This is a genomic window from Filimonas zeae, assembly GCF_014641615.1.
Classification (GTDB): domain Bacteria; phylum Bacteroidota; class Bacteroidia; order Chitinophagales; family Chitinophagaceae; genus Filimonas; species Filimonas zeae.
Genome location: NZ_BMIB01000001.1, coordinates 1,023,782 through 1,041,561, shown reverse-complemented (window position 1 = coordinate 1,041,561; position 17,780 = coordinate 1,023,782). Strand labels below are relative to the sequence as shown.

Annotated in this window: 9 protein-coding genes; all 9 read right to left on the bottom strand. The window is 47.5% G+C overall.

Annotated elements, in window-relative coordinates; translation table 11 throughout:
- Positions 1-22: 22 nt before the first annotated feature.
- The 9 genes from IEY13_RS04305 to IEY13_RS04265 all read right to left on the bottom strand — a co-directional run bounded on the left by IEY13_RS04305 (position 23) and on the right by IEY13_RS04265 (position 17,714).
- Complete coding sequence (locus IEY13_RS04305; protein ID WP_188950713.1) at positions 23-2,788, bottom strand: glycoside hydrolase family 2 TIM barrel-domain containing protein; 2,766 nt, start codon at positions 2,786-2,788, stop codon at positions 23-25.
- A gap of 15 nt (positions 2,789-2,803) precedes the next feature.
- The gene (locus IEY13_RS04300; RefSeq protein ID WP_188950712.1) at positions 2,804-4,642 is read right to left on the bottom strand and encodes a sialidase family protein; all 1,839 of its coding nucleotides are present in this window, start codon (positions 4,640-4,642) and stop codon (positions 2,804-2,806) included.
- A 30-nt stretch (positions 4,643-4,672) separates the two neighbouring features.
- The gene (locus tag IEY13_RS04295) at positions 4,673-5,434 is read right to left on the bottom strand and encodes an SGNH/GDSL hydrolase family protein (RefSeq protein ID WP_188950711.1); all 762 of its coding nucleotides are present in this window, start codon (positions 5,432-5,434) and stop codon (positions 4,673-4,675) included.
- A 30-nt stretch (positions 5,435-5,464) separates the two neighbouring features.
- Positions 5,465-6,376, bottom strand: a complete 912-nt coding sequence (locus IEY13_RS04290; RefSeq protein WP_229687722.1) for a glycoside hydrolase family 43 protein — start codon at positions 6,374-6,376, stop codon at positions 5,465-5,467.
- 11 nt (positions 6,377-6,387) lie between these two features.
- On the bottom strand, positions 6,388-7,770 hold the full coding sequence (locus IEY13_RS04285) for a glycoside hydrolase family 140 protein (RefSeq protein WP_188950709.1): 1,383 nt from the start codon (positions 7,768-7,770) through the stop codon (positions 6,388-6,390).
- Positions 7,771-7,805: 35 nt separating this feature from the next.
- Entirely contained in the window at positions 7,806-10,949 is a 3,144-nt protein-coding gene (locus tag IEY13_RS04280) for a DUF6298 domain-containing protein (protein WP_188950708.1), read from the bottom strand.
- A 72-nt stretch (positions 10,950-11,021) separates the two neighbouring features.
- The gene (locus tag IEY13_RS04275) at positions 11,022-12,680 is read right to left on the bottom strand and encodes a polysaccharide lyase (RefSeq protein ID WP_188950707.1); all 1,659 of its coding nucleotides are present in this window, start codon (positions 12,678-12,680) and stop codon (positions 11,022-11,024) included.
- Between the two features lie 44 nt (positions 12,681-12,724).
- Positions 12,725-14,509 carry a RagB/SusD family nutrient uptake outer membrane protein gene (locus IEY13_RS04270; RefSeq protein WP_188950706.1) on the bottom strand — a complete coding sequence of 595 codons (1,785 nt, stop codon included), beginning with the start codon at positions 14,507-14,509 and terminating at the stop codon, positions 12,725-12,727.
- Between the two features lie 25 nt (positions 14,510-14,534).
- A complete protein-coding gene (locus tag IEY13_RS04265) occupies positions 14,535-17,714 on the bottom strand; it encodes a SusC/RagA family TonB-linked outer membrane protein (RefSeq protein ID WP_188950705.1) in 3,180 nt (1,059 codons plus the stop codon).
- Between the last annotated feature and the right edge of the window lie 66 nt (positions 17,715-17,780).

Genomic DNA, 17,780 nt, shown 5'->3' with positions numbered 1-17,780 from the left:
TCAGATTACTTGTTGCAAACCTTTATTCGCCACGGAAATCGAAATACAATATCATCTCCAGCGCACGTAAAGGCTCTTTCTCGTAATCGTACATAATATTCTTCATGCCCTGTGGGCCCGTCGTTTCGCGCTTCTGCGTTTTGGTACCTACCCCGCTGATGCCCTGCATAAACGAAATATCGCCACCCGGAAATACATACTGCAGGTTCTTCCACGTGTCTTTAGGATCATCTTTTACCAGCGGCGTAAACAACCGCAGAAACACATCTTCTGTAGCAGATACTACGGTAAACGGCTGACCGGTGGTAATAAACTTAGTCCAGTACATATTGGCATGGTAACCTTTAAACTCCGGATACACAAAAGGCACTTCACCGGTTTCTGAGTTATTGTAGTCTTTATGCCATATATCCAGCGCACCACCTTTTAAACGGTTCTTCCAAACACGGTAAGGCCCTTTGCCCAGGTACTCCACGGCCTTTATCTCTTTCTCGGGGAAAGAAAAATTCACACCTATGAAATCAGTAAAATAGTCGCCGGGGAAGTAATGCAATTTCATCTTAATCCAACCCGAAGGGTAAATAGTCCACTCCAGGGTATTGTAACTGCTCTTTCTGTCAAACTTCGAACGTATCACCACATTGCCGCCTTCCTGCTTCCAGGTAAAACCGGAAAAGTTGGTTACGCCCTGCTGCACTATGGGGCCATTGCTTAACAGCTGTTTGCCTTTGCCATTGCTTACTGCTTGTATTAAGCCGGTACGCTTGTTAAAAATAAACTCCACCGTATTGGCAGTAACCAAAAACGTAGAGTCGTACTCCACCAGTGTAATCGGGCCTGCTCCTGTGGTATCTACTTTTCTAACAGCTACCTGCTCAGGCAACGCTATCGGGTAACTCCAGGTAAAAATCTCTTTATTATCCGGGCCATAGGCCGTCAGGTACAGCACATCATACTGCTGCCAGCTTTGCGGCAACGGAATAGCCAGCGTACCTTTTGCACCTGGTGCTATATCGGGCGCCACAGCAGTGCCGGTTAACTGCTGCTGTATTCCCGGTGTTTTCAGTTTCCACGCAAAGCGGCACTGATTAATATTGGTATAGAAGTAACGGTTTTCTATCATAAAGCGGCCATCAAAGGCAGGGGTAATTTCCCGGCGTTCCATATGTACCGGGCTCCATACTTCCTTAATGGTAAAATAACTGCCTTCCTTTTCGTGGTGTGGGCCTACTATACCATCCGGGCCGTGGTTTTCATCAGTATCTATAATGCCGTTTTTATCTGTACGTACCACACCTTCATCAGCAAAGTCCCACAAAAAGCCACCCGCACTCAATGGGTTGTGCCACATATGCTCCCAGTAATCATCCAAACCTGCACCATGTCCGCCATCGTACATACCGTGTAAAAACTCAGTAGGCATTACCATGTTATGGCCGTTTTCAAACTCACCTATGCCATAGTTAAAATCGCGGTAGTGCTGTGTTTCAAAACCACTGAAGGTTTGCCAGGGATGTATTACCGGACGCTGCTGTATATCCCAGTGCGTAAACAGCGTATCCAGTTCCAGGTTATGGCCCCCTTCGTTTCCATTGGCCCAGAAGATAATACTCGGGTGATGGGCATCATGCTCCAGCATCTCCTGCACCAGTTTGGTTCCGGTACGCGTATCGTAGTTGCCATGCCAGCCCGCCAGTTCATCCATTACAAACAAACCGAGCGAGTCGCACACATCCAGAAAATGACCATCGGGCGGGTAATGACTCATCCTTACTGCGTTCATGTTCATATCCTTCATCAGCAACACATCTTCTATACTCAGCTGTTTGCTGGTAGTACGGCCGGTAGAAGGCCAGAACGAATGGCGGTTCACACCTTTCATCTTCACCTTTACGCCATTCACATACATACCATCCCGCAGTTTAACTTCCACCGTTCTAAAACCAAAACGTTGGCTCACCTTGTGTATAGTCTTCCCATTTTTAGAAAGCGAAAACACTACGGAATACAGATGCGGCGTTTCAGCAGTCCACAACAGGGGCTGCTGGTATTGCTGCTTTACCCATACTTCTTTAGCACCCGCTTTCACCTCTCCGGTATAAGTGCTGCCAAAAGGCTTTCCGGCTGCATCGTATACCTGTGTCGTTATTTTATCTGCATCGCCCTGTAACTGCACTTTAGCCGCAAAGCTGCCATCTGCTTTGGCATCCAGCCAGTACTGGCTGATGTGCTGCTGTGGCAATGCTTCCAGAAATACAGGGCGGAATATGCCGCCAAATAACCAGAAGTCCGCCTTGCGTTCTGCTGCGTTTACCGAGGCATTGGCAGAGTGCTTGGCCACAGTTACTTCCAGCAGGTTTTCTTTGCCATATTTCAGCAGCTTGCTGATATCATACTTAAATGCATAGAAAGCGCCTTCATGCGTAGCACCGGCTGAGCGACCATTAATCTTCACCGTTGCATCCGTCATCGCACCTTCAAATACAATATTTACTTTCTTTTCTTTCCAGCCGGCGGGTACTGTAAAGCTGTATTTGTATAACCCCTGCTCTTTGCCACGGGCAGTATCTTTGGAAAAGCCGTAATCATACTTACCAAAGCCCTGTAACTCCCAGCAGGAAGGCACAGCAATAGTAGTCCACTTACCTGCGTTTCTGCCGCCTGTACAGTAAAACTGCCAGTCAACCGTATGGTCGCTGCCCGTGCCGGATAAGTACTGCACCTGTGTATCCTGCGCAGTAACCACACCGGCTAACAATAACCCTATATATACCAAACAATGCTTCATGCCCTTGCCTCCGAATTATTTAACCCTGAATTGTTCAATAAAATATGCTGCTTCTTTATCAATACCACCTGCGTTGGGCAGGTCGTACGACTGATCGGTTGGTGTATCCGCATCCGGAAAACGTCTGATGCTACCGGTGCGGAATGTAATACGCTGCACATGCTCCAATGGCGCGTAAAACAGATTGGCACCACCCTGCGGCTTACCATTAACGCTTACCGTATAAAAACGGGTAGCCGTATTTACTTCTACCTGTATATCCAGTTTTTCACCAGCCTTATAGCTCGCCAGCTTCTTATTACGGTAACCTGCTTTGGTAATCAGCGATCCGGTTGAATCCAGCGTCATACGTATACCTGCGTTACCCCGTGCATCTACAAACTCTATTTCCAAAGCACCAAAAGCATCCTGCTGCGGCACAATGGTAAAGGAAGCTGTAAACTGGCGTGAAGCAGGTATTACCCGCTCTGCCTTACCAAAATCAAAAGGATCACGGTCGCGCAGTGCCAGTACATTTTTTCCCTGCTGCTTTTCTATGCGCACCGGCGCCCACAGCGGACTGTAGATATTCCAGGCGTTTAAAGCGGTATCGGCTTTCATAGCTGTAAAGTCATCTGATGGGTAGCTGGTAGCCACAGACTGTACCGGAGCCGGTATAGACGATACCCAGATATCTTCCTTATTCATGCTATAGGTTACCCAGAAACGGTTACCAGGTGTTACACCATCCCCTTCCTGTATACCACGTACATATTGCGGCCCATAAGATTTATAGTTACCGCCATAACGCATAGCAGTAATCTCGCCGTTTACCAGCAACAGATTTTTATAGTTTAATCCATCATCACTTACCGATATTGCCAGCGGCCAGCGGAACTCAGAGGGATTGTATACCGTAGCATACCTGCCATCCGGCGTACGCTGTCCCCATATTTTGGCATTGGCATTTACAAAACCAGGTGCACGCAGTGGGTTATATTCCCAGGTTTTACCATCATTCTTACTGATGCTGGTAAGCGCGTATTTCCACAGCCCCGCTACCCTGCCATCAGGCAAATGATAAAAGCTGAATGCTTTGTACTGCTTCTTTAAAGGAATCAATGCATCATCCCTGTCACCCTCTTCCACCCACTGCTGCATCATCAGCGGTTTAGTCAGTAACTCGTTACAAGCCTGCACAAATGCCTTGTCTTTGCTGCTGGTGTAAAAAGGGTAAGAAGTATTCTTTTCATTAAACGCGTGGTTGTAACGGATAAAATAGATAGGGCCGAAACTGCCATCTGCTTTTATCTCCCGTACTACACGGCCTATGCCGTTGCCGTCATTGGGGTCGTCTTTGGCGTCCAGCGTAATACCATAATAAGCCAGTGCCAGCAGGCGTTTGTTAGAAGCGGTATAAAAACCGATACGCTGGTGCATAGTAGCATACAGGTCTTTTGCCACACCGGGGTAATCTGCCTTTTTAGTACCGTCGGGTATTTTATACGGTGGAAACAATATCACGGGTTTATCCCAGTTGTAGCCATCCGCAGATGTTACCAGCAGGGTTTGTCCCGGAGGAATATGCTCCCCCACCGGATCACTCAGGTATTCCAGATAATATTTATTATTCCAGTACGCCAGCATAGGGGCGTGATTATAAGTCCAGCCCTGTCCGTCAGCAAGCTCAGGCCGCTCCCGGCTGGCACGCATTACCTGAATATTGTGTACACCAATAGCGGGACTTAACTGCCCATGGTGATAATCTACATTACTTAACGTAGTACCTGTATAACGAACAGTGTCCTGTGCTGCAACGCCAGCAGCGCCGCAGATACAGGAAAGAGATAATATAACTTTAGAAAGAACAGTCATCAGCTTGATTTATTTATGGCCACAGGCCTGTTATTGAACCGCTTGCAACCAGGCATGCGCCATCAGTTGCGCACCGGCTAATGTGGGGTGTACCCCATCGGTTGTCCAGTAAGCACCAGGTGCCTGTTCCAGCGCTTTATCAAATACACGCTGGTAAGGAATAAACACCGCATTATGTGCTTCCGCTATTTCCCGGGCCGTCTTACGGTACGCATCAAAATCAGGAAACCATTTATCATCCACCGCTTTCACCTTGTTCAACGCAAAGGGTTCGCCTATAATCAGCTGTACGCCCGGCAGGTTTTCCTTCGTGCGCTTAAGTAAAGCATCATAATCGTTACGGTAGGTTTCTATCGTTCCTTTATAGTTATTCACCAGCGTATGCCAGTAATCATTTACACCCACCAGCATGCTCAGCACATTGGGCTTCAGCGCCAGGCAATCCGCCTCCCAGCGTTCTGCCAGCTGATATACCTTGTTACCGCTGATGCCTCTGTTGTATACAGCAATATGTTTATCTGCAAATTGTAGCAGCATCTGCGAAGTAGCATTGCAGGCATACCCTCTGCCCAGCGCTACCGCACTATTCATATCTTTATCATCCTTCTTACGGCCTGCATCGGTAATAGAATCACCCTGAAAAAGAATAATATCCTCTTTCTGTATGCGAATCTTCTTTCCCTTCTTCTCCTTAGCATAAGCAGCTGATACAATAGCAGGCATGTTTACTGCCGTAGCTGCGGTGCCAAGGGAGAAAAGTCTTAAAAAATTTCTGCGTGTCTGCTCTTTCATATCGGGTGGTTTAATACTGCTCAAGTTCTATCATTTCTGCAAATCACGTAGTAACCGCTTCAATGTTTTACGCTTTATTTCACATATCGTTCCGTGCTTATGGCCCTCCGGTACAGATACTCTGGCAGAGGCATCTTCAAAATGCACAAAGTCTTTGGTAGCCGCACATCCAAAGTTCTTTTTACCATAGGCATCGTAATAAATCAGCCACTCTTTTCCTGCATTCACCACTGCCGGCCCTTCGGTAAGCAATCCGGTAAACGGCGGCGTTACGTTGGTATAAGGGCCTAAGGCTTTATTGCTGTAGGCAACCTTAATATTCCGGTTGGGGCGGGTATTGTCTTTTAATACCAGCACGTATTTATCAGCCTGTTGTTTAACTATCACCGCATCAATTACACTAAAGCCGGCATCGAGAAACAGCCTACCAGGTGTGAACGTTTTAAAATCATTGGTTACCGTATAATACATACGATGGTTGTTCTTTTCTTCCTCCTGCCCTTTGGGGAAACGGTTGGGAATAGTAGAAGCCCAGATGATGATATAACGCGCACTGTCTGCATCATAAAACAGTTCCGGTGCCCATACGTTCACCGTTTCTTTTTCGTGTTCCATTACAGAGATAAAACGCTGCTCACTCCAGTGTATCAGGTCTTTGCTGCTGGCATACCCAAATCCTTTATCGCCGCGCCAGCTGCTGGTCCATACCAGATGAAAAGTACCATCCGGCCCCTGCACCATAGAGGGGTCGCGCATTACCTTCTGCTCTCCCACTGCCGGGTGCAGCAAGGTCGTGTCCAGGTCTGTCCAGTGATAAGCATCTTTACTGTACAGCATCCGCAAACCCGCTGTAGCCGGTTCATGAAAGGAGGTGTACAGATACGCCTTCCCCGAACAGGAGGCGAACAGCAAACAGAATACGATATATTTAATGCTACTCAAAGTCATCCATTCTAAAGTGAAACAATTGGTGCGCTTTCCAGCACCAGTACCCAGTCATTACCCTCTTCCACCTCACCCGGCGGGTTAAACGCTTGTACCGCAGTGTTGCTGTACGTTTTAATAGCAGTGGTTTCACCGGTACGTGGGTTAAACCAGGAAGCATTGATATGACTACCGCTGATTTTACCGGGAACTACATTGATATTGCGGCCGGTATAGGTATAAATGAACGCATAGCTTGTACCACGGGTGGCAACCAGATAGTCATACTTCTCCCCCTGTGTGCCCGGTGCAATCAGCGACTGATCAGGCACTCTTTCCAGATAAGGCTTCGACAGCATCAGTTGTTTCAGGTACTGCATCTGCCCCGCCCCCGGATCGTTTACCGCATCAAACCAGTAATCATGCGCACCGTAAGCACCGGTTTCTTTTTCATCGGCCTTGCGCATCTGCATTACCGCGTTATCGCCATAGGTATAACCACAACCACCGGCAAATACCGACCAATAACCGTAACGGCGTACATCATGCTGATTCCAGCGTTTAGCCAGTGTATCGTGCAGGCCATGCGGAATGCCTTCATAAGAAGGTTCTGCATCAAAAGAAGGTTTGGCAGGTTTTAATTTAAAATCACGCTCTACATACTTCCAGTTATCTTCCCCATAATGCCATTCTCCCTTAGACGTATCCTGCACATAGTTGCGGTGGCCAGATTGAAATGTATTAAAGCTTAACCAGCGCTGGTTATGAAACCAGGCCGAAGAACTGTATCTGCCACGGGGGTGGAAAGTAATCAGATGACGTTTATCCAGTTGGTATAATGTATTTCCAATGGTATTCCATACCTGAATAGAATCACTGCCCTTAATATCACCGCCATTCATCCAGATAATATTAGAACGGTTTTTATATCTGTTGGCCAGGAAAGTAGCATATACTTTAGCCTGTTTGCTGGTAACCAGTCCCCCCTTTACATCGCTGCCCCATATAGGCACCATAGCTATGTATAAACCACGCTGTGCTGCCTGGTCCACTATATAATCCACATGCTTCCAGTAATCATGAGTTTTTTTCAGCAACGGGCGCGCTACGTTCTTACCCACCAGGGCAGAATCGCCATACACGTTTGCCGCTTTTACCGTATGCAGCACCATCACCTGCAATACATTAAATCCTTTCGCCTTGCGGTTGTCCAGATACTGTACGGCTTCTTCGCGTGTCATTTTAGAAAACAACAGCCAGCCCGTATCGCCCAGCCAGAAAAAAGGATCTCCTTTTTCCGTAACCAGGTAACGTTTTCCGGCATCTACTTTCAGCAAAGGCAATTCCTGCGCTTTTGCAGTAAACAAACCGCCCATACATAAACTCAATCCAATTCGAAATAGCTGTTTCATCGCTCCGCTTTTCTATAGTTCAATAATCAGTTCCTTTACTTTCTGCTTACCCAGGCAATTACCGCACCCTGTACCGGCACCTGCAGATTCACCCTGCTGCCACCGTTTACCGTTTCTTCCCTGCCGGTAACCGCTCCGGTGCGTGTATCTATCCAGCGCACGGTATAACTACCTGCGGCCCCTTCCAGGTTTACCGGAATACTCCCTGCTTCACCGGTACTGTATACAATGTAGTTTTTACCGGGGTTTACCAGCCAGTAGCAACCTATTGCCGTTGCCAGTGTATCACCAGGCTGCGTGGTTGCTGCTGCTGCCAGAAACGCCTCACCAGCCTTTGGTATATTACATAAAGAGCCACCTGCCATAAACGCTGCCCAGCCGAAAGCATCGTAGCTATCACCGGAATACATCACCGCCTTACCGGGGTAACGTTTGCGGTATTCACTCACCATGCGGTATACCTGTTCAAACGAAGTCTTTTTAGGTTTCAGTAATCTTGCCCACTGACGCGGAGCCAGACTTTTGCCACCTTCGGGCGCATATGCAGATCCATCTGCCTGGTAATGCCAGTAACGTATATCAATCAGATTTACCACCTTGCTGCGTTTGGCATCGGCCAGTATGGCATCCTGTACGTCTTTGGTAGTACTTAAACCAACAATTACTTTTTTACCGGTTTCCTTCTCCCATTCCTGAATCACATCTATCCAGAACTGCACAAAATGCAGCGGCCCGGTAAACTCTTCGCTAATCAGCTGTATTACGCCGTTGTTGCTTTTAAAGTTGTTGAGGCATTGGCGTATGTACGCACGATGTAAAGCACGGCGGGTAGGATTAGTAATGTCGTAAAACTGTTGCGCCATAAATATGCGCTTATCACCTGCATAAGGCACCGGCTCCGGAAAACCGCTGTTATTGATGTTGTTTGCCCCACGCCATGGAAAATCGGCATAATGCGCACCTGCTTCAATAATGTTATGCTGGAAATAGTTTTCATGTAACAGCACCAGCCCTTTCTGATCAGCCAGATCAGCATACTGCTGTAACCTTAACCAGTAGAATTTATTATATTTCGTAAGATCGTACTTACTTAAACCATCCCATGCCGTTCCCTTGCCACTGCGTGCAAAAGGCAGCTCATAAAACGGAGGCCATACTTCGCCATCCATGCGGCGGATGCGCTCATGGTCATCCCGGCGGCGATCATACCATAACCCATAATGATGATCCAGTGCAATCCAGCCTTTGGCTTTCATGGTATCTGTCATCGCTTCCAGATTATCTGTCAGCCCCTTACCGGTTCGGCCGGGAACAAAACGGGTAATATGCGGTGAGGACTGTGGCAACCAGTAGTTACGTACGCTACCATTCCACCAGGGAATCTCGCGGAAAACACCGGCCAGCACAGCGTTACCACGTACCAACCAGCCATTGGTTACCTGCATAACACCTGCCTGTGCAGGCTTCACTACCGCAGGAATACCTATCTGGTCAATGGTTTTAACACCATTGGTATTTACGGTAACCGGCTGCCGTTGTGCGGCTTCGCCAATATAGGCTGTTAATGTTTTTTTTGGATTTGCGGCCTGTGCAGTTAACTGCAACGCCACTTCCACGGAAGGACTGCTGGAAGCTTCTGTTTCCACCGGCATCAGAAACGCACGTGCGTTCACTTCTTTACCAAGCCTGTCCTGTAATTGCGCGTAGTACAAACTACGTGGGTGAATGGCTTCATTGCTGTTATCCCAGTAGCCATTTCCGGCAAACTGCGCCCAGGTACCAAATGCCCAGTTTTGTGCACCCGGCGGCTGATAACAATCTACCCGTGCAGCACTGCACTGCCAGAACACGCTGTTAGCCGCAGCCCATCCGGCGCCGTTGCCATCCTGTCCACGGTTCATAAAGCTAAGGGCATTGCCATCCACATTTACAATATCAAACAACACGCCCGATGCCCAGCTGTCTACACCACCACTAAAGCTATAAGGCAAATACGATTCGCATTGTACAAACGCGTTGGGGCCTGCGGCGCAGAAACCCACTGCAAAATCATGATAACCATACTCCGCATACAAACGCTGAAACAAACACTGCTGGCCGCTGGTAAAAAAAGTATACCGGCGCTGCCCGCCAATTTCCGATACAGGCTGTAACGATACTGCATCCTCTACGGTAATGCGGCTTCCTGTTTCCTGTATCGCAACTGCCGAACCTGCAAAGTGCTCAAATACCAGCTGCCTTGCCCAGGCATCTGTTACATGCTCCATTACTATCGCCATCCAGCGGTGGTCTTCATCCTTTACGTTAGCCACATCGTATACCGAGCGGCAACGCAGGTTTTCCACACCTGACTCACTAATACGCCCGGGCCAGTTATATACCGCTACGGTAGCACCGCCATAAGCAGTATCCAGTGCTGTTGTTACCGGTGCATCCAGCACCAGTTCATTGCCATTTACTTTTACAACCGTTCTGCTCCACTCCAGATTACGCTGGCCGGGCTTCCATCCCAGTGATGTAATACCGCCACCAAAATGATCGGTACCCAGTTGTTGTATCCACGCTGCGGTACAAGGCCGTTGCACTACCACAGCATCACCCGCTTTAAAAGCGCCACCATTTGCTACATGCAATGTCATAGCATTTACCGGCACATATGCATCGGTAACTGCTACCTGCTGCTGCACCTTACGGTCATTTATACCTGCTATAGTTATCAATGTTTCTCTGCTGTAACCAGCGCCTATCAGCACCGTTCCTTTTTCGCCGGAACCACTACCACGCAGTACCACACCAGAGGTGTTAATACGCAAAGCACCTTCTACCACATACTCACCGGGCTGTAACAATACAGCACCTCTTATGCCCTGCTGGTTTGCAGGCAGTGTAGCCACATAATCCAATGCAGCCTGTATACGACGCGTAGCATCGCCTTTTACAACGGGCACCACCACACGCACCGGCGCATCAGGTATAGCAGACTCCCCTGCCTTGTACCCGCTGTACGAAAAATCGGGAATACGATTCCCCTGCTGGTCAGGCGTATAAACAAGCCTGCCACCCGTTAAGGATACGGGTGGCAGAGGCTTAACCGGCTTTTTGTTTTGCGCCTGTACAGAACCTTGCATCATGGCTATCTGTAGCGCCAACAAACAGAACGATATAGAAAAACATTTCATGAAACTCTTATTCAAGTCAAAAGGTAAAATTCAAAAGTCAAAAGAAAAGCCAGTGTTTTCATTTTTGAATTTTTACTTTTTATTTTTTACTTCCTTAGCAGGTGTAACATTTGCTACAGCTACCACACTGTTTAAATAATCTTCGATGTTTGTATATCCTTTGTTCTTCCTGCTCGGCCTGGCTGAATCAGAAGCATCGTTAGGGTTCAGCCCGTTCTTCACTTCCCAGGCATCAGGTATACCATCATTATCACTGTCTTTATAAGGCGTGCCTTTATACTCCGGATAACCACCCACCTGTGCAGGATCCGTAATAATACCTATCTTATAAGAGTCAATAGGCATTCTGCGGTGCTTAAACTGTGTTTCCGGCAGTTTAACGCCATCAATAGGTTCAATTTTACCGGTAGCCACCTGCTTTACAATACGGGTATCCACTGCATCCCTTCTGGGTAAAGTAGCACCGGCATTAGCCAGTACATAAGCCTTTGCATCCAGTGTAGGTATAATGGTCATCTCCGGCATAGGTAGTGGCTTGTTCCACTTCATAGCCTCGGTATAACCATCTGTGTTGCCCTGCTCTTCTACCTGTACGCCACCTGCCCAGTTGTCTCTGGTAATAGCATCGTAGCCTTCCATAACATTGCCATGCACATAGGTACGGCCATACACATGGTACTTCAGTTTGCTGCGGCCAGATTCCGGCTTTAGTATCCGGTGCCCCACATTGTTATCGGTAGGCGTAGCGGGACCTGGTTTGAAGTAGTTGTTAATGATGTTATACATAGCGGTATAATCACCACCATCTATAGAACGGTGTACCCAGTTAAATATCACGTTGTTGGCAAAGTTGAAGATACCGTTCCAGCCGATAGACGGGTTACGGCCTGCATTGTTTGCCCACAGGTTACGCATAAAAGAACAGTTTTCACCGCCCAGAGTAGAACCAAAGGCGTGGTTCCAGGTATCCAGCGCTTCCGCGAAAATGGAGTTCTGAATAGTAATGTTCACCGTACCACGCTTCTCTTCCGGCTTGCCGGTGCTATCGTTGTACATGTGACGGTACATACTCATATTCTCATCCAAACCCCAGCTGGCAGATACGTGGTCTATCATAATGTTACCAACGGGGTTACCGCCAATAGCATCATCCCTGCGCCCAACATTGGTTTCCCCTCTGCGGAAACGCATATAACGTATCACCACATCGTGTGTATTAATCCATACCGTTTCACCCGCCACACACACACCATCACCCGGTGCAGTCTGCCCCGCAATGGTAATATAAGGTGCGCGTATAATCAGCTGTGTATTCAAACGGATAATACCCGATACATTAAACACAATGGTTCTGGCACCGCCCTGCTCACACGCCCAGCGTAAACTACCCGGTCCATCATCATTCAGGTTGGTTACCACCAGCACCTTACCGCCACGTCCGCCAAAGCTGTACTTACCGCCACCTTCCGCTCCCGGAAAAGCCGGAATCTCTGCCTGTGGCAGATCTACCGGGCGCCCCGCCCACGGAATAAAAGGCTTGCCTTGTCTGGCTTCCTGCTGTATAATGGGGTAAGCAATGGCCCATGCCGAATCGGAATGCCGTTCTGCGGCAGCCGATAAAGAATCAGCCCACTTTTTAACATCCGGTGGAATAGATGGGTACTGGGCCTTTGCTGTTTGCAGCAAGGCCGCTGCGGAAACTAACGTAACACCTAAGGTTTTTCTGATCATGATACACTCTGTTTATGCTGTTCCTGTGCGCTTGATTTATATAATTATTCTGTAGGATCAAAAGTGCCGTCTGCCCAACCCTTGGTTTGTAACATACTGGGGTTTTTAGCAATATTGGTAGTAGGCAGTGCGTAGAAATAGTAGTTCTGCAGAAAGTTAATCGTCTGTTCACTGCTCAGGTTTTCTACTTTAGCGGTGAAATACGTTTTATAATCCTCTCCGTCTATGTTCAGTTTATCGCGGAACATTACACCATTGGCATCTTTCGCTTCCAGCGTAGCTGCCGTAGCAGGCGATTTAGGCGTAATAGTCAGTCGCTGGCGGAATGAGCCGTTCAGCAGGTGAAAACGACGCGTTCTTCTCAGATCATCGTTACGCTTACCTTCAAAAGCCAGTTCAATTCTACGCTCATTCATAATAGCATTGTCCATTTCCGTTCTGCTCATATTGGCTTTCAAACCATACAGGTTATCAGAACCTGCCGTAATACCTGCACGTTTGCGGATAGCGGTAAGCATATCATACGCTTCTGAAATTCTTCCGGTAGCATTGGCACACTCCGCCAGGTTCAGCATTACTTCTGCCAGGCGCAGCTCTACCCAGTTACCTGCACCCTGCGTTACGTTGGCAGGCAGTGTGCCCAGCGGAATAGCTTTGCGGCTGTAAAAGCCGGTGGCAGAAGGGCGGGTTTTATCTTCCGCAACACCCGTATAGTTCCACTGCTTACGACCTGCTTTACCACTTAACGCCCAAACAGCACCGTTATAAGCAATAGAAGCATCAAAACGTGGATCGCGGTCTTTCCAGTAATACACTGAATCGTAACCCGAACCAGCTTCATCTACCATTTTACCATTCTTCATGGGATAAGAACGCACCAGGTTCCAGGTAGGCTGGTTAGAGGCTCCGCCGCTACCTGCTGTTTCTGAATAAGGTCTGGTTACACTTTCCCAGGTATTGGAAGTATTGCTGGTAGTGGTAGTTCCATTGTAAGAACGGATAAGAATCGGTTCTTTATTAGCTGCACCCTTTTCCGTTAACACGTTGGCGTAGCTGGTATACAGTTCATACCCTTTTAATCTCAGAGAATCGTATGCAGCACGGTTAGCTTTGTAAGCACGCTCCCAGCGCTCCTGAATACCGTTAGGGTTAAAAAGCGGGCTGGCCCAGTACAACAGTATTCTACCGGCAACGGCCTGCGCAGCTACACTGGTAATACGGCCTGCATCAGCACTACCCCAGGTGGCAGGAAGTATAGAACACTTAGCCAGATCATTCAGCATAGAATCCACACACTCCGAGCTTTTGTTACGGGGTACCAGTACGTTCTCAGATAACCAATCCTGCGGATGCGTAATATAAGGCACACCGCCATACACCTTCCATAAGTTAAAATATACCCAGGCGCGTAAAAAATAACCCTGTGCTTTTATACCATCTCTCACATTGGCTGGCAGGGTGCCGCCATCAATCTCTTCCAGCATGGTATTTACCCGGCGTACATAAGAGTACGCATTGTTGGGGTTACCACTGCCATAAAAATCAGATACCTGATCAATAGTGAGTGTCCCAAACAGCGGCTTGGTATCGCCGTTGTTTAAGTCATCAGAAATAAAGTGTATACCCGTAGGCAGCGAGGTGTTACCACGCATATGCGGCCATATAGGCATTATCAGATCGTACGATCTGTTCAGGTATAAATTAGCTGTTCCTTCGTTATTCCACACCCGCTCATCTATACCATTAAAATCCGTTTTTTCCAGTATGTCTTTGGTGCAGGAACTGGCGCCCGCAAGTATGATGGCAGAATATATAATCAGTTTTTTCATGACTCTTCTTTTAAGCATCGTTATATTATAAAGTAGCACTCAGACCAAAAGTCCAGCTTCTCAGAATCGGATAATCCGCAATCAGGTTAGTAGCCTGATCTTTATACGGTGTGGGATTAATAATATTCCACAGGTTGGTACCTGACACGTATACTCTGAATTCCGGAATCTTGTACCTGTTTGAAATAGCAGCAGGCAGGCTATAGCTCAGCGTCATGTTGTTTACCCGCATCATAGTACCATTGCGCATCCAGAAGGTAGAAGCTTCGTTAGCCCAGGGAGAATAAATTACCGGGTAAGCAGCATTAGGGTTAGAAGCAGTCCAGGAATCTTTCCAGATATTTAAAGCAGTAGCATCTTTGGTGGGCGGCGCAACATCTGCTTTCTTCCACATGGCCTTACCACCCACACTTACCGAAATGTTCATGCTCAGCTTAATACCTTTATAAGCCATACCCAGGTTAAAGCCTCCACCCAGAATAGCTTCTGAACGGCCTGCAATACGGGTTCTGTCCAGTTCGGTTATTTTACCATCACCGTTCAGATCCTGATAGTTCAGCATACCTACACGAATGGTATCACCATTAATAGTATAACCTGGTGTTTTGCTGAGAATAGCATCCACATCTGCCTGTGTACGCACAATGCCGGTAGCCACATAACCTTCCACACCTCTGTCGGTTCTTACACCAATCGGATTTTTCCAGCCTGTATCAGTACCTGCGTTATAATAGCGGCGTAACACTTTGTTATCCGTCCACGAAACGTTCATATTTACAAAATAGCTGAGGTCTTTGGTAATGTTACCATTATAACCCAGAGATCCTTCAATACCCCAGGCATTCATCTGACCGTAGTTTACCTGTCCTATGTTACTACCAAAGCTGTTAGGCATAGTAGCGGTAGGCGACTCCAGCATATCGTAGTTATGCCTGTGGTAAAAGTCGAGTGAGAAGTTAAACTTCCTGTTGAAGAAAGTACCGTCTAAACCAATGTCTTTGTACAGCGCTTTTTCCCAGGTAATATAAATATTAGGTACTACGTTGGGGTTTAAGCCATTGGTCATAGCAGGGCTGGTACCAAACAGCATACCGGTAGTAGAGGTATATCTGTTCTTCCATAAGAAAGTACCTACCGCATCATTACCTGTTAAGCCCACATTGAAACGCAGTTTCAGATCGTTGATAAAACGTACGTTGCGGCTGAAGAAACTTTCTTCCGATATTTTCCAGCCTAACGCTACAGAGGGGAAGAAACCCCACTGACGATCGGGATGGAAGTTTGGAGAAGCATCGCGGCGGAAAGCAGCTTCCAGCAAGTACTTATTCTTCAGGGAATAGTTTAAACGTCCAAGATAACTTACACGACCACTATAGGTGCTCTGGCCGCTGTTATCCATATTGTTTTTATCCTGGCTGAAAGCCCATAACTGGTCTACACCCGGAATAACCTGAATTTCGCGGGAAGCTTTATAAGCATCGCCAAAAGTCTGGTTTTGCTCTGCTGCCAGCATTACAGAAATGTTATGATCGCCAAACACGCGGGCATAGCTTACTGCTTCATTCAGCTGCCAGTTAGAAGAGGCATCGTAAGCTTCAGAAATGCTGTTGCTGTTTCTGATGTTAACCACGCGCTGCAGCGTGTTAGTAAACATAACGTTGGTAGTAGCAATAGTACCCTGGTTGGTATGCACGCCTTCACGTACAAACTCATACAGGTCGTATGAAGGATAGTATTCTTTACCAAAATTATTACGGGTGTTTCTGCCGTATTGTACACGGAAGCTTAAACCCTCTATCTGAGGCACTTTATAGTTTAAAGCAGCATTAATGGTTAAACCCTGCGATTTGGAACGCGCGTAGGATTTAGAGTTTTGCAGCTCAAACGGATGCCAGTTAGGCGGATTGGAAAAAACCGGTCTGCCATCAATATACATAGGAATCCAGCGCGGCGTGTACATAAGGCTGCTCACAGTAGCGTTCATCTGATCGCTCTGTTCTGTGGCCGTAGTGCCTTTAGGCGCTGGTCTGTTTAAATCAGTATTATCTGTACTGATAGATACATCGGCAGTAAGGTTATTAGTTATTTTGGCATTCATACCAAAACGTAAACCGTACTTGGTAACAAACAGATCGCGCAGGTTACCATTTTCTTTATAATAGTTGGCACCCGCAAAAAAGGTAATACGATCGGTACCACCGCTGATGTTAACAGTATGTCTGCTCAGGTGTGCATTGGTCCAGGTCTGATCCAGCCAGCTCTGATCGCTTAATGTACTCAGATAATCCAGTTCCTTTTGCGTATACAACTCAGTAGCGGGTACGTTAAAAGGCCTTTTGCCCAGTACCAGCTGATTCAGCAATACAGCATGGTCGTAAGCGTTCAGCATTTCCGGCATTTTAGATGCTTCAGAAATACCGTATGAACCCGTATAGTTAATTTTAGGTTTGCCCGGCTTACCTCTTTTGGTAGTAACCAGTACAACACCGTTGGCGCCGCGGGAACCATAAATAGTTGCTGCCGCGTCTTTCAGAAAAGTAATGGTTTCAATCTGAGAGGCATCCAGGTTCTGGAACGCAACGCTACCAGATGGATCATCTTTGTTCATCTCCACCAACCCGTCAATTACAAACAGCGGCTGTGCCACTACACCCGCAAAGCTGGTTGCCTGGCGGATAGTAATGCTGGTGGTAGCCCCCGGACGACCCGAGCTTTGACTTACCCCCACACCTGGTGCTCTGTTTTTTAAGGCAGTACTCAGGTTGGCAACCGGTAAATCTTCAATGTCTCTGGCAGTTACGGTAGATACGGAGCCCAGCACATCGCTTTTCTTTTTAGTACCATAACCCACCACAATTACATCATCCAGCGCCGCGTTCAGGGGCTTCATTTGTAAGTTGAGGTCGGTACCTGTAAAACGATATTCCTGATAGGCCATGTTTACATGGCTTACCATTAATACACTGGAGGTATCAGGCACTTCCAGTGAGAAGGAACCGTCGGCGCGGGTAAGCGTTTTGCGGCCGGTACCTTTGGCCTGCACTACAGCCTGTTCCAAAGGAGCCCCTTTGTCGTCTGTAATACGGCCTTTTACTGTTTTAGATGCGTTAGTTCGGGAACTTGAGGCAGGATTATCCTGCGCATGGGTAAGAACCGGTGCTGCTGATAACAGCATGGCACCCAGGGCAAGCATGATTCGATTCATAAGCTTTTTTATGTTTAGGCAACCGTAAATATGGGCTAAAATTAGAGGTACCCTCAGGGGCAAACA

Coding starts and splice junctions, on each gene's coding strand:
- IEY13_RS04305 (WP_188950713.1), bottom strand. CDS start 2,788: ATGAAGCATTGTTTGGTATATATAGGGTTATTGTTAGCCGGTGTGGTT.
- IEY13_RS04300 (WP_188950712.1), bottom strand. CDS start 4,642: ATGACTGTTCTTTCTAAAGTTATATTATCTCTTTCCTGTATCTGCGGC.
- IEY13_RS04295 (WP_188950711.1), bottom strand. CDS start 5,434: ATGAAAGAGCAGACACGCAGAAATTTTTTAAGACTTTTCTCCCTTGGC.
- IEY13_RS04285 (WP_188950709.1), bottom strand. CDS start 7,770: ATGAAACAGCTATTTCGAATTGGATTGAGTTTATGTATGGGCGGTTTG.
- IEY13_RS04280 (WP_188950708.1), bottom strand. CDS start 10,949: ATGAAATGTTTTTCTATATCGTTCTGTTTGTTGGCGCTACAGATAGCC.
- IEY13_RS04275 (WP_188950707.1), bottom strand. CDS start 12,680: ATGATCAGAAAAACCTTAGGTGTTACGTTAGTTTCCGCAGCGGCCTTG.
- IEY13_RS04270 (WP_188950706.1), bottom strand. CDS start 14,509: ATGAAAAAACTGATTATATATTCTGCCATCATACTTGCGGGCGCCAGT.
- IEY13_RS04265 (WP_188950705.1), bottom strand. CDS start 17,714: ATGAATCGAATCATGCTTGCCCTGGGTGCCATGCTGTTATCAGCAGCA.